14 protein-coding genes are annotated in these 13461 nt (G+C 39.5%); 1 reads left to right on the forward strand and 13 read right to left on the reverse strand.

Annotated elements, in window-relative coordinates; genetic code table 11:
- Positions 1 to 3: 3 nt before the first annotated feature.
- The 10 genes from ATCC51562_RS01890 to ATCC51562_RS01935 all read right to left on the reverse strand — a co-directional run bounded on the left by ATCC51562_RS01890 (position 4) and on the right by ATCC51562_RS01935 (position 9433).
- Positions 4 to 1812 carry a menaquinone biosynthesis decarboxylase gene (locus ATCC51562_RS01890; protein WP_035167173.1) on the reverse strand — a complete coding sequence of 603 codons (1809 nt, stop codon included), beginning with the start codon at positions 1810 to 1812 and terminating at the stop codon, positions 4 to 6.
- Between the two features lie 698 nt (positions 1813 to 2510).
- On the reverse strand, positions 2511 to 3440 hold the full coding sequence (hemC, locus tag ATCC51562_RS01895; protein WP_021090781.1) for a hydroxymethylbilane synthase: 930 nt from the start codon (positions 3438 to 3440) through the stop codon (positions 2511 to 2513).
- A gap of 8 nt (positions 3441 to 3448) precedes the next feature.
- Complete coding sequence (locus ATCC51562_RS01900) at positions 3449 to 3880, reverse strand: FxsA family protein (RefSeq protein WP_021090893.1); 432 nt, start codon at positions 3878 to 3880, stop codon at positions 3449 to 3451.
- Positions 3877 to 5577 carry a proline--tRNA ligase gene (locus tag ATCC51562_RS01905; protein ID WP_021091015.1) on the reverse strand — a complete coding sequence of 567 codons (1701 nt, stop codon included), beginning with the start codon at positions 5575 to 5577 and terminating at the stop codon, positions 3877 to 3879. The genes ATCC51562_RS01900 and ATCC51562_RS01905 overlap by 4 nt, the downstream gene beginning before the upstream one ends.
- A complete protein-coding gene (gene hemA, locus ATCC51562_RS01910) occupies positions 5567 to 6850 on the reverse strand; it encodes a glutamyl-tRNA reductase (protein WP_021090656.1) in 1284 nt (427 codons plus the stop codon). The genes ATCC51562_RS01905 and hemA overlap by 11 nt, the downstream gene beginning before the upstream one ends.
- Positions 6850 to 7743 (reverse strand): polyprenyl synthetase family protein, encoded by an 894-nt coding sequence (locus ATCC51562_RS01915; protein ID WP_021090583.1) that lies wholly within the window; start codon positions 7741 to 7743, stop codon positions 6850 to 6852. The genes hemA and ATCC51562_RS01915 overlap by 1 nt, the downstream gene beginning before the upstream one ends.
- 10 nt (positions 7744 to 7753) lie before the next feature.
- Positions 7754 to 8185 (reverse strand): hypothetical protein, encoded by a 432-nt coding sequence (locus tag ATCC51562_RS01920; RefSeq protein ID WP_021090584.1) that lies wholly within the window; start codon positions 8183 to 8185, stop codon positions 7754 to 7756.
- Positions 8178 to 8432 carry a DUF2018 family protein gene (locus tag ATCC51562_RS01925; protein WP_012001636.1) on the reverse strand — a complete coding sequence of 85 codons (255 nt, stop codon included), beginning with the start codon at positions 8430 to 8432 and terminating at the stop codon, positions 8178 to 8180. The genes ATCC51562_RS01920 and ATCC51562_RS01925 overlap by 8 nt, the downstream gene beginning before the upstream one ends.
- Before the next feature lie 48 nt (positions 8433 to 8480).
- The gene (locus tag ATCC51562_RS01930; protein ID WP_021090612.1) at positions 8481 to 9104 is read right to left on the reverse strand and encodes an HAD family hydrolase; all 624 of its coding nucleotides are present in this window, start codon (positions 9102 to 9104) and stop codon (positions 8481 to 8483) included.
- A complete protein-coding gene (locus tag ATCC51562_RS01935) occupies positions 9101 to 9433 on the reverse strand; it encodes a hypothetical protein (protein WP_021091008.1) in 333 nt (110 codons plus the stop codon). The genes ATCC51562_RS01930 and ATCC51562_RS01935 overlap by 4 nt, the downstream gene beginning before the upstream one ends.
- A gap of 106 nt (positions 9434 to 9539) precedes the next feature.
- Between ATCC51562_RS01935 and ATCC51562_RS01940 the strand changes: the two genes are divergently transcribed.
- Positions 9540 to 10811 carry an O-acetylhomoserine aminocarboxypropyltransferase/cysteine synthase family protein gene (locus ATCC51562_RS01940; protein ID WP_021090554.1) on the forward strand — a complete coding sequence of 424 codons (1272 nt, stop codon included), beginning with the start codon at positions 9540 to 9542 and terminating at the stop codon, positions 10809 to 10811.
- Between the two features lie 38 nt (positions 10812 to 10849).
- Here ATCC51562_RS01940 and ATCC51562_RS01945 read toward each other — a convergent pair whose 3' ends face one another.
- The 3 genes from ATCC51562_RS01945 to ATCC51562_RS01955 all read right to left on the reverse strand — a co-directional run bounded on the left by ATCC51562_RS01945 (position 10850) and on the right by ATCC51562_RS01955 (position 13433).
- The gene (locus tag ATCC51562_RS01945; protein ID WP_021090815.1) at positions 10850 to 11029 is read right to left on the reverse strand and encodes a hypothetical protein; all 180 of its coding nucleotides are present in this window, start codon (positions 11027 to 11029) and stop codon (positions 10850 to 10852) included.
- Between the two features lie 503 nt (positions 11030 to 11532).
- A complete protein-coding gene (locus ATCC51562_RS01950; protein ID WP_021091042.1) occupies positions 11533 to 12975 on the reverse strand; it encodes a potassium/proton antiporter in 1443 nt (480 codons plus the stop codon).
- Positions 12976 to 12995: 20 nt separating this feature from the next.
- Positions 12996 to 13433 carry a hypothetical protein gene (locus tag ATCC51562_RS01955; protein ID WP_021090991.1) on the reverse strand — a complete coding sequence of 146 codons (438 nt, stop codon included), beginning with the start codon at positions 13431 to 13433 and terminating at the stop codon, positions 12996 to 12998.
- Between the last annotated feature and the right edge of the window lie 28 nt (positions 13434 to 13461).

A 13461-nucleotide genomic window follows, 5' to 3' on the forward strand; every position in this document is an offset into this window, starting at 1 on the left:
AAGCTAACCAAATATTTCAAATTTTTTAAATAGCTCTGACTCATCTTTTACTATGCCGCGCTTAATTAGATCAGCAACTACTTCGCGGTCACAATCCGTTTGTAACGGCCAGCCTCTAGTATATCCTTCGCACTCATCTTTGCTAGTGGCATCTACGCAGAAATTTTCACCATCTATGAAAATATCACGCAAAGCATCGATATTATTTGTCACACGCCAAAGTAGCATATATGGGTTTTCAAGGTGATTTTGCATATCCACAACGATAAGGAGTTTGAAAAATTCTCTAAATGTCAAAAGCTTGTCAAAAAGATCTTTTACCACACAGTCTTTTTTAAATTTCACCACACAAATAGGCGTTTTGGTATCCACTTTAAACTGCTTAAGCTCTTTTACATTTGGCGTAACGCTTTGAAATTTAGCCAACAGCTCGCTGTCGTTTAAAACCACTGGGCTAAATTTACAAAAGTCTTGCGTCGCATCTACGCCGAGTTTGCCACCAAAACACGAATTTGGACTAGCGTGATCAAGCTGATCGCACACGCCTTGGCTTATTAGCACACTCTGGCTACCAAAACGATTTAAAACAAAGCTAGTAAATTCATCATAATCTTTAAGTTCAGGCGCATCGGCTCCAACAAAAATGGCATGTTTTACAAAGCTCATCTGCCCAACGCCCCAAAATGCGTGCATGGCCTGCTTTGCATGAGCTGGATAGAGCGTATTTATCTTGGCTAAGATTAGGTTGTGAAAAACGCCATTTTCAGGCATGTTGTAGTCTAAAAGCTCCGGTACCGTCGTGCGTAAAAGCGGCAGAAAAACCCGCTCAGTCGCCCAGCCCATATATTTATCCTCAAGTGGCGGCTTTCCAACCACAGTCGCGTGAAATATCGGCTCACGCTTACTAGTTATCGCCGTTACATCCATCACCGGAAAAGGCTCGATAGGTGTATAAAATCCAGTGTGATCGCCAAATGGGCCTTCAAGCTCACACTTAGCCGTATCCACAAAGCCCTCTATCACGTAGTCTGCATCGTACGGGATGTAAATTTCATTCGTTAAGGATTTTACAAGTTTGGCTGGCTCTTTGCGGATAAAACCATAAAGCAAAAGTTCAAAAATTCCCTTTGGAAGCGGTGCTTGCCCGCACCAAATATAAAGCGGATCGCCACCAATAGCTACTGAAACGGGCATTTTTTTACCTGCACGCTTGTACTCGTGAAAGAAATTTGCGCCGTCTTTGTGTATCTGCCAGTGCATGCCAAGGCGATTTTTGTCATAAATTTGTAGGCGGTACATACCTAAATTTTGCAAAGCGCCGTCCAAGCTTTGCGTATAAACCTGCCCCATTGTAATAAAGGCACCGCCATCATGCGGCCATGTCTTTAGCGCAGGTAGGCTCAAAAGGTCAGCATCTTCGCCTATAAATTTGACCTGCTGGCACTCGCCCTCGCCTTTTAATCTCTTAGTAAAAATTTTTCTCATATTAAAAAGATAGGTTAAAAAATCAAGCTTTTCTTTGAGATTACGAGGTTTTTTGGGCTTTAAAAGCTTTTCTATCTCATCTGCTATCTCATTAGGCTTTAGCCCAAAGATAAGCTCAAGTGCGTGTTTTGAGCCATAGATATTTGTAAGCACTGGGGCAAATTTACGCCCAGTTTTTTTGCAGATAGGATTTGTAAAAAGTAGCGCTTGCGAGCCCTCACGCTTGACCTCGATATAGCTTGCATGCGCGATCTCAAGATCGATATCTGTTGGCTCATCGATAACACGAAGTAGATTATTTTCTTTTAAAAGCTTGATGTAGTCCATATTTCGCCTTTTTGATTTTTGGGCGATTTTAGCCAAAAATAGCTGAAAAAGGCGAAGCAAAGCGGGTATTTATTATTTGCCGCACTCACCGATAGCTATCAGAGTATCGATCACTATTTCGAACGCAGCCTTTACGATATTGCCTCGCCGCTTAAATAGACACAAGTACTAAATTTATACTCCATTGCCATAACGTCCGCAAACTTACGGTCAACGCACACCCATGCATAGCCGGTATACTTACGTCTTTTCCAAAGTAATTCATCACAAATTTTTTCGTTAGATTAAACACTAGATAGCATCACAGTTTTGAAAACGGCAGTAATTTTTTTAATTACTTCGATATGCTACATTTTAGCAGCTTGCCAAATATCTCTTTGCTATATTTCATAAAGTGTTCATTAAGCTTTACATCCTCGGTATCTACGCAAATGAGGCTACCTTGCACCTCAAAAATGATGCTCTTATCAGTGATCTTTACTTGTTTGCAAGCGTTGTAGCAAATATCGCCGTTGCACTCTGCGTATAGACCGTTTATATCGGCGTTCTCGTCGTCATCTTTTTTGAGTTTGATCGGTCCTTAAAAGATTATTTAGTTTATAGCTCTATTTACCCTCTGCAAGACCAATCATATAGTAGTTGTCTTTGATATTTTTGCGGTTAGAGCTTTTGCTTTAAAATTTAGCAAAAACTTTACTCTACGCCATCTCTTCAGCGCGTTTTAGAAGTTCTTTCGCCCCTTTTTCTATAAATTTATGAGCTAGTTCCTTGCCAACGCTTTGAAATTTGTCTTTACTGACCTTTAAGCTATCTTTTATAAACTCGCTTCCATCAGGCAGACCAACGATCACATCGATAGAAATTTCATCCCCTTTTAGCCTTGCGCTTATACCTATTGGTACCTGGCAGCCGCCCTCCAAAACGCTTACAAAGTCACGCTCGATAGTCGTTTCTATAACCGCAGTTTCGTCGTTTAAAAAAGAGATCTCATCTAAAATTTTCTTCTCATCTCTAGCCTCTACCCCAAGAGCGCCCTGACCCATCGCAGGTATCATCTCGTCAAAGCCAAATGTGTAGATGTGCGCTACTTCAGCCTTGATATTTAAGCGATTTATGCCAGCCATCGCCAAAATGATCGCGTCAAATTCACCCTCTTTTAGCTTTCTAAGTCTAGTTTGTACATTTCCACGAAGCGAGATAATCTCAAGATCAGGCCTCATGATAAGTAGCTGCATCTTGCGGCGTAGGCTCGTTGTGCCAACCTTTGCGCCGTGTGGCAAGTCGCTAAATTTAGCAAATTTCTCACTTATCATCGCATCTCTAGTATCCTCACGTGAGCAAATCGCTGCTAGTTTAAGTCCTTCTGGAAAGACTACTGGCACATCCTTTAGGCTATGCACCGCGATGTCAGTCTCGCCTTTTAGCATACTATCTTCAAGCTCTTTTGTAAAAAGCCCTTTGCCGCCGATCTTCGCAAGTGGCGTATCAAGGATCACGTCGCCCTTTGTCTTCATGCCCTCAAGCACGACCTTCACGCCCTTGTGCTGCGCCTCTATCCTAGCCTTGATATGCTCGCTTTGCCAAAGCGCTAAGATACTCTTTCTAGTTGCTATTTTTATCTCTTTCATCATCTCTCCTAATTTACTCTTTTTGGCTCTTCTATGACCTCAACGTCGATAATCTCGCCCTCATCTTTTTTAGCACTCTGCTCGCTAAAATTTTGAAATTTAAACTCCTGATAGCTCTCATTTTTTGCTACATTTTTCTTAAATATCAAAGAAAAAACGACTACGGCTATACCAAAAATATCTGTTAAAATTCCTGGCAGAAACAAAAGCATTCCGCCAAAGCTAAGCCCTAACTGACTAAATAAATTTCCGCCAAGAAAGCTTTTAAACGCCACTTGAGGCGAATTTAAGCTAGAAAATCCAGCATTTAAAAGAAGTGCGATACCCACAAATCCAGAGACTAGCACCTCAAGAAAGTAGTTTAAAAAGCCAAATTTATCAACAAAAAGATAGATAAATATCGCTTCTATCAAAAAAAACAAAAATGCAAAAAATCTCATAAGCTTTCTTTTATCTTTTTAAAGGCTTCATTTGCGTCGATCGTTTCTTTGCTTAAACCATCTCTTGTAATAAACTCGACCTTGCCATTTGCAAATTCTTTACCCACAAGCAGCGTATAAGGGAAGCCGATGAGTTCAAAGTCATTCATCTTAACGCCAAATCTCTCGTTTCTATCATCGATGATGACGCTAACGCCAGCTTTTTTAAGGCTCTCATAAAGCTCAAATGCAAATTTCACACCCGCTTCATCTTTTAAATTTGAGATGATGATCTCCACGTCAAACGGTGCGCACTCTTTTTTCCAGATGCAGCCCTTCTCATCGTGGCTAGCCTCTATCATCACAGCGATCAGCCTGCTGATGCCAATTCCGTAGCAACCCATCAAAAATGGCTTTGCCTTGCCGTTTTCATCAAGATATGTCGCATTCATCGCAGCTGAATATTTATCGCCCAGCTGAAAGATATGACCGACTTCTATACCCTTGCTAAGTTTTAAATTTCCGCCACACTCTGGGCATTTATCGCCCTCTTTTACCTTTACAAGGTCTTTAAATCTCTCTTCGTTAAACCCGCTAACACTAACTCCAACAAAGTGATAATCCTTTTCGTTGGCACCACATATCATATTATTTGCGCCTTTTAGCTCGTTGTCTATGTAAAATTTTACATCTTTTAGCCCAACTGGCCCGCAAAATCCAGCCACAAGCCCAGCTTTTATAATCTCTTCTTCGCTAGCATCGACAAGCTCAAGTGCCTTGCAAGCATTTTGCGCCTTTGTTTCTTGAAGCTCGTCATCGCCCCTTACAAAAAAGACCACAACTTCTTCTTTGTCTTCATAAATAGCTTTTTTAATAACAGCTTTTATACAATAAAACTCGCTAACTTTGAAAAATTCTGCCACACCTTTTATAGTCTTTGTATCTGGCGTTTTAAATTTAGCCGCGTCAGCCTCTGGCACTTCAACATCGGTTGTTCTAGCTTTTCTTCTAGCAGCCTCTATATTTGCAGCGTATTTGCAAGCCTCACAGCAAAGGATATCATCTTCTCCGTTACTTGCAAGCACCATAAATTCCTTACTACCGCTACCACCAATGGCTCCGCTATCAGCCTCAACAGCTCTAAAATTTAGCCCCAAACGAGTGAAGATTTTACTATAAGTTGCCTCCATAAGGTCAAACTCACGCTTTAGATCCTCTTTGCTAGAGTGAAAGCTATAGCTATCTTTCATCGTAAATTCGCGACCTCTTAGCAAGCCAAAGCGTGGTCTTGCCTCGTCACGAAATTTAGTATTTATCTGGTATAAATTTAGCGGCAACTGCTTATAGCTAGTCACCTTGCCACGTACCAAAGCAACGGCTGCCTCTTCGTTTGTAGGGCTTATAACAAAGTCATTTTCTTTTCTATCTTTAAAGCGTAAAAGCTCCTTGCCAAAGACATTGTAACGTCCACTTTGCTTCCAAAGCTCACCTGAAGTGACCACGCTAAAGCTCACCTCTAGCGCACCAGCCTCATCCATCTCCTCTCGTACGATACGAGAAATTTTTTCATGCATGATCTTTCCAAGCGGCAGATAGTTATAAAGACCAGAGCCTATCTGCTCAACAAATCCACCCCTAATCAAAAACTGATGGCTTGGCAAAGAGGCATCTTTTGGCGCTTCTTTGGTTGTTGGGGCGTAAAATTTACTAAATTTCATCTATATCTCCTGCTTGAAAAATTTGCTCTTCTTTTATGTCAAATAGATATCTAACTCCGCTAGAAAGCTCTCTTGCTCCTTCTTTATCCGCAAGCTCTTTTAGCTTCATCGTTGGCTGGTGCAAAAATGCTTTAAAAACTTGGTGAATTAGTTTTTGTGCCTCTTCATAATCACTATGTTTTAGATAGCCCTTTTTTATCGCTTTTTCTAGCTCATTTTTAGCGCAAATTTCAGCTTGTTTGCGGATCGATTTTATGAGTGGAACGCTCATATCTTCTTTTAAAATTTTTAAAAATTCGCTTGTGCCTTGACCTACGATCGAATAAGCCTTTTGTGCTTGCTCCTCTCTTAGGGCTAAATTTTTCCTTACTATCTCCTCTAAACTATCGACCGTATAGACGCTAATAAATTCTGTATTTATAAGGTCAATATCCCTTGGCACGGCAATATCAAAAAAGTATCTGTGAAACTCTCTTGGTTCGATTATGGCGTTTGTGATGATCGCGTGCGGGGCTGCGGTGCTTGAAAATATTAGATCATAATTATTTACATACTCTTTTAATTTCAAAATGCTATCCCAGCTAGCGTTATCACCCAGGCTATCAACTAGCTGCTCAACACGCTCGGAGCTTCTATTTATGATGATGACTTCTGCACCACTTGAGATTAGGTGTTTTGCTGCTAGCTCGCCCATTTCGCCAGCTCCTACGACGATAGCAGTTTTACCTTCAAGCGTGCCAAAAATTTCTTTTGCTTTTGCTACGGCGACACTTGAAACGGAGATCGGGTTTTTAGAAATTTGAGTTTCGTTTCTAACTTTAGCAGCACATTTACATGCATAATGGATGATTTTACTGATTTGTTCGCCGCAAGCTGAGCTATCGTAAGCAAATTTAAAAGCATTTTTTAGCTGACCAACGATCTGTGTTTCGCCGACGACTAGGCTATCAAGTGAGCTTGCCACGGCAAAGAGGTGGTGTACGGCTCCGCTATCTTCATAAATATCAGCCCTTTCATAAAGCTCATCTTCAAAAACACCTGAAAATACAGACATGCATCTAAACGCATGCGTCGTTGCACTTTCTAGATCACTAACGCTTGCAATTATCTCGACGCGGTTGCATGTGTTTAAAACCATGCATTCGTTTATACTTTTGTTTGATCTTAGTAGTTTTAAAATTTGCTCTTTTTTCTCATCGCTATCAAATGCAAGCTTTTCTCTAACTGAAATATCAGTATTTTTATATGTAAAACTTATATCTAAATAGTGCATCAAAATTCCCTATCTATCATGCTTTTTATGATCCCTTCAAGCTCGGCGTTTTTATACTCTTTTATCGATTCTATCGCTTCAGTCCCAAGCCTTTTTGCTTCATTTACTGCTTTTTGAAGCGAATTTGTCTTAATAAATTCCTCTTTTAGCCATGAAATTTCGCCCGCGTTTAGCTTCTTTGCCCAAAGTGATCTAAGCTTTGTCTTACCAGCTTCGTCTAAGCTCTTATAAAGATAAATGTAAGGGAGTGTCGTTTTGCCTTCGATAAAGTCATTAAGTGCTGGTTTGCCAAGCGTTTTTTCATCTTGAGTTATGTCTAAGATGTCATCAACGATCTGAAATGCAAGGCCTAAATTTTTGCCGTAAATTCCAAATTTATTACTATCTTTGCTGGCTAGCTTTGCCCCACAAATAGCCGTGGCTTCTATCAAAACAGCCGTTTTATAATAGATCATTTTTAGATACTCTTGCTCGTTTTCATTAAAATTTTCAGCCATTTTTACATCCATCATCTCGCCGATACTTAGCTTACTGACCGCATCTGAGATGACAGCTGCGATGCTTGGATCAAATTTTGTAAGCTCAAAATAAGCTTTTGAGTAGAGGATGTCGCCCAACATAACCGAGTTTTTACTACCAAAAAGTGCGTTTATACTTGGCTTGCCTCGTCTTATGTTTGCCTCGTCTATGACGTCGTCGTGCAGTAAGCTTGCAAGGTGGATGAGCTCGATGATAGCGCAAAGCTTAAGAGAAATTTCGCTCTCTCCTGCGATCTTTAAAAGAAGTTTTGAGCGAAGCTTTTTGCCTGAGCTTATCTTTAAAAACATCTCAAACGCCTCTTTGTAGCCAAGCTCACTTATAAATTTACCCATTATTTCATCGATTTTATCCATTTTTATCCTTCTATTTAGCCTCATCTGGATCTCTAAAACCCACATCCACACGCTTGCTCTCATCTAGCAGAGCCACCCTAAAATGCGCCTTTTTATCCTTAAAATCAATAAATGATATATAAAGGCTTACGCTCTCATTTGGCGGCATCGTAAAATCAGGCAAAACTCGCTGCATATAGGTGTTTTGTCCTTGTCTTAGCGAAAAGACCATCTGCCTTGGATAGCGCCTAAAAAAGCTTTGCACAGTGATATTTGTACTATCAAACAGCGTCCAGCGAAAGTCAAACGTTTCAACCCTTTGAGTTCGCTTTTCAGTTATAAAGACCCTAGCCCACTCATCTTTTTTAAGCTCAAATATATGCACTGAGCTTGGATCAAAATTTGGCTCTTTTGCAAAGACAAGAGCGGTTAGCAAAGCAATGAGCGCGAAAATCTTACTCATTTTGGCTTAAAATTTCTCCGCTAAGCTCGATATATAAGTCATTTACTCCGTTATAAACTTTATCTTGCTCTGAGGCTATAAAATTTCTGATCTCGTCCTCGCTAACGCCATGCTTTTCACAAAGCTCGCTCATAGCCACAAATTTCTCAAAAATTTTATCTATCTCGTTTTTAACTAAAACGGCATTTGCGTTAAACAAAATGTCATAAAATTTATCTCTCGCACTGCCCTCAAATATATCTATCATCGCTGTTTCTTTGAAAATTTCTTAAGATTATAGCCAATTAAAACTAAGTTAAAAATTTAATATTATCTCCCACGCCTCGCTGACATTTTTAGCGTTATAAGTTGCAGTTTTGCTCTCCTCGCCAAATCCCCAGCTAACTTGCAAGAAAGGCATATTTGCATTTTTGGCAGCTAGCTCGTCCTTTAAGCTATCTCCGACAAAGATCGCCTTGTTAGCTTTAGTTTTACTAACAGCTAGGTAAAGCATCGCAGGATCTGGTTTTTGCGGTATCTCCTTGCTAGCGCCGATAACCTCGTCAAATAGCTCATAAATTTCATTTTTTTTTAAAATTTTCTCTAGCGTATCATGTGGCGCGTTGCTTGCCAAAACGACTTTGTAGCCAGTATCTCTGCACTTTTGCAAAAGCTCTTTTATACCCTCATATGTAGTCGCGCACTCATCGTAAAATTTCTTAAATTTCTCTTCAAAACCCTCTTTTAAGCTCCTGCTTGGCGTGTCGATGCCGTAAAATTCAAGGGCTAAATTTCTACCTGGCTCGTTTATCGCTTTTATGATAAATTCTTTTTCAAGTGGCGGCAAATTTAGCTCATCTCTTACTTCATTTACCGTTTTATATATCGCCTCGCCGCTATCGATCACCGTGCCATCCATATCGAAAATAACTACTTTCAATCCTCATCCTTAAATTTATTTTTATGTTTTTCTTTTTTATATGTCTTTTGATTTTTGAGCTTATCAAGTAGATTTGCCGCCTTTAAAAGCTCATCTTTTGGGGCATTTTTGATAAGCAAATTTATAAAATTTTCTAGTGCCTTTGAGTATGGCTGATCAAGATAGACAGCCTCGACTTTTTCGATGACTTTCGAATTTTTCTCAACTCTTTGGCGAAATTCAGCCTCGTCAAAATCATCTCTTTTTAGTCCGTTTATCGCTGATTTTGCAAATTTTTCTAGCGCACGAAGGTATTTTACACGCTTAAATTTGTCCGTAACTTGGTTCAAATTTTTCCTTTTTTTTGGCAAATTATATCAAAAATTGATTTTATCCCCTAAATTTTGGCTTTGCTAATGTATAATTTACGCCAAAATTACCTTAAAAGGAGCAAAAATGAAGCAAGAAACCGCTGCGATTCACGTAGGCTACGATACACATGAAGGCTTTGGCACGATGGCTGTGCCTATTTTTCAAAGCACGGCTTACGACTTTGGAAGTGCCGAGACCGCAGCTGCTAGGTTTGATTTAAAAGATAGTGGTTACATCTACACAAGACTTAGCAACCCAACGACAGATATCTTTGAAAAAAGGGTCGCCGCACTTGAGGGCGGAGCCGCTGCGATAGCGACTGCGAGCGGTCAATCAGCTTTGTTTTACAGCATCATAAATTTAGCCCAAGCAGGCGATAACATCATCATCGCCAAAAAAATTTATGGCGGCACGACAGTACTTTTTACGCACACGCTAAAAAGATTTGGCATAGAGGCTAGAGTCTTTGACAGCGACACTGCTGATGATCTGGAGGACTTGATAGATGATAAAACGAGGGCTATATTTTTTGAAACGCTTTCAAATCCGCAAATTTCTATCCCAAATATCGAAAAAATCGTAGAAATTTCAAACAAATATGGCATCATCAGCATCACTGATAACACCGTACCAACGCCTATCATCTTTCAGCCACTTCGCCACGGTGTCGATGTTTGCGTGCATAGTGCGAGCAAATATATGAGCGGTCAGGGCCTTAGCCTAGCAGGTGCGGTCGTAAGTGCAAATCACCTAAACGAGAAGCTAAAAGGCAACAAGAGATATGAGCATTTTAACGTGCCAGATGCGAGCTATCACGACATCGTCTATGCTGATATGACGGATCGTTTTGACATCTATACGCTAAGAATGAGGCTTGCTATCGTGCGCGATATCGGTGCTGTAATCTCTCCGTTTAACTCTTGGCAACTCATACAAGGGCTTGAAACGCTTGCTGTTAGGGTTGAGAGACACTCGCAAAACGCGCTAAAAGTAGCTAAATTTCTAAACTCTCACAAACATATAAAAAGCGTGGCTTATCCTGGACTTGCCGACAACGTAGATCACGCAAAGGCGCAAAAATACTTTAAAGACGGCATGGCAAATGGACTATTTTGCTTTGAGACTGATAGCTTTGAGCGCGCAAAAAAGATGCTAGAGCGCGTAAAACTCTTTAAGATCGTGGTAAATATCGGCGATACAAAGTCGCTCATCACACACCCAGCATCAACTACGCACCAACAGCTAAGCAGTGAAGAGCTTATAAAAGCTGGCATCACAAAAGAGCTAATAAGAGTTAGTATAGGCCTTGAAAACGCCGAGGATCTGATCGCTGATTTAGCTCAAGCTTTAGAATAAAGAAATTTCTAGCTCATTTTGGGCTAGAAATTTAAATTTTACTCAAGCTTGCCACATATCCTCTCGCACTCTTTTGCGTGCCTTATAAATTTTATAACGATATAGATGACAAGTAGCGGCATGCTTATATACCAAAAGGCAAAAAAGGCAAGCAGAAAAAACAAAAATAAGAATGTTGCAAAATATACCAAGACCGCAAGGATGATATTATCAAGCATTTTGCCTCCCATTTTGCTAGTGTTTTAGTGATTTTAAAAAAGCAAAATAAAATGAGACTGAACGGATTTATTTTCGGCTCTAAAATTTGAGCTAAATGGTAAGCGAAGCCAAATTTTTAGTAGGTAACTCTTGCGAGTAAATAGAATTTCAAAAATTTGTAAAAATATAAAATCCCATTTGTGATACTTCTATTCAAAAGGGAGACAAGGGGACTCAAGTTACGGTCTGCTTGCAGTTGCGAGCTTGCGAAGCAAAGCCGTCCCCTTATCCCCCTTTAATCCCTCAATCACCTCGCACATCAGAGGTAGCACACAAAGGTGCTAACGCACCGCATGCTATTAAAAGCTCTGGCAAATTTTAAAATTTATGAGCGAGCATATCACGGCTCTAAATTTAGTGCTAAACGAAGTGTAGCCTAAATTTAGTAGTCTGCTAAGGCAAGCGAGTAAAGTTTTAAAAATTTACAAAGAGAAATGAAATGTGGCAAGTTTTATCAAAAATTTTAATAGGTCAAATACTTAATCGTATCTTGATAAAGCACTTGATTTTCGCATTGTATCAGTAACAGGTCATTTTCTTCAAAGATTGTTGAGCCAGTCGGCTTTTGATACTCGTTTTTACGCTTTATTAGGATGATTAAAAACTCAGTTGGAAGCTCAAGCTGAGCCAAATCTTTGCCAATTAGTTTTGAGCCATAGTGGATGGTATGCTGGCGAAGTGTGTAGCTTAAGATCGGCGAGTTTTCTACTACCTTAACATCCTCTTGCTCACTCTCTTTGACCTTAAATTTATCAGCCGCAAAGCCAAGCGACATGCCCTGTATCAAAATAGAAATCAAAACCATAAAAAATATAATGTTAAAAATCATATCTGCATCACGTACGCCATCGACATAAACATAGGTAGCTAGCACAACTGGCACGACGCCTCTTAGCCCAACCCAGGAGATAAAAATTTGCTCATTTATCTTAAATTTTGAAAATGCAAGTGATGCAAAAACACCAAGTGGCCTTGCAAAAAACATAAGCCACAAGGCCAAAACAAGCGCCATTAGTGCTGTTGCTGGAAGCTCGGAAGGATTTACCAAAAGACCAAGTGTTAAAAAGACAACTATTTGCATCGTCCAAGCGATACCGTCATGAAAACCGACTAAATTTTTCTTATGAGAAAACTCTTTTTTATTTATAAAAATTCCAGCTATATAAACAGCCAAATAGCCATTGCCACCAACCTTAAAGCAAAGCGTGTATAAAAGCAATATCCAAGCGATAGAAAAAACTGGATAAAGGCCCCAACTTTTTAGGCGAAGTCTATTAAAAATGGCTGGCAAAGCAACACCAAATAAATAACCCATAGCGATACCTATGCCAAACTGCTTAACTAGTGTAATCGCCCACTCTGACGCACTTGGAGTGCTATTTAATGAGATCATTTGAATGATGGTCATAGTTAAAAATATCGCCATTGGATCGTTTGAGCCAGATTCAAGTTCAAGCAATGGCGCAATGCTATTTTTAAGTGAAATTTTCTTAGCTCTTAGTATGGCAAATACCGCTGCTGCGTCCGTTGAAGAGATGATGGAGCCTAGCAAAAAGGCCTCTGCCCAAGTAAAATCAAGCAGATATTTTGCTACTGGAGCGATAGCTAGCGCGGTTAAGGAAACACCGAGTGTAGCAAGCGCTAAACCTCTACCAAAAATAGGCTTAATCGCTACAAAATCAGTATCTAGCCCGCCAGCATAAAGTATAAAAATAAGTGCTAGCATGCCCACATTTTGAGCGATCATTTGATCATCAAAATTTACGCCAAGCAGCCCATCTGAGCCAGCTAGCATACCAACACCTAAAAATATTATTAAAGATGGAATTCCAAATTTATCAGAGATCTTACTTAAAAGAATGCTAGTTATAAGCAAAACTGCAAAAAATAGTAGTAAATTCTCCAAACAAACTCCACAAAATTATATTAAATCATACTTTCAAAAGCTTCAAATTTTTCTTGATTTGAAAGCATTTCAAGCAATACACCGTAGTTATCTTTTATCTCATCTTGAAGCTTAGTAGTAAGCTCTTTAGCGTTTCTTCCGTCTTTTGGATAGCTCACTATCAAATCAATTGGCTCAGCGTTTAAAAACTCTTGAATACCTGATAATAGTTCGCTAGCTCCTCTTTCATTTGTTCCATGAAGTACAACCACATAATGTTCATTCTCTCTTACAACAACATCAGTTTGTCTTAAAAATTTTTCAAAGAGTTCACTATACTCTTTAGTACTTGGCAAAGAAAAATATATCAAAGATAAATTTTTTGCATAATCTTTTACATTTTTATAACGATTTATAAAAGCTATTTCAAGATCTATTATTGATAAGATATCAACTGGTGAGAAAATTTTTGCTGCCATTTTTAGCCCTCTTTTGTTTATTATGTTT

Source organism: Campylobacter concisus ATCC 51562, assembly GCF_000466745.1.
In the GTDB taxonomy this organism is placed as follows: domain Bacteria; phylum Campylobacterota; class Campylobacteria; order Campylobacterales; family Campylobacteraceae; genus Campylobacter_A; species Campylobacter_A concisus_B.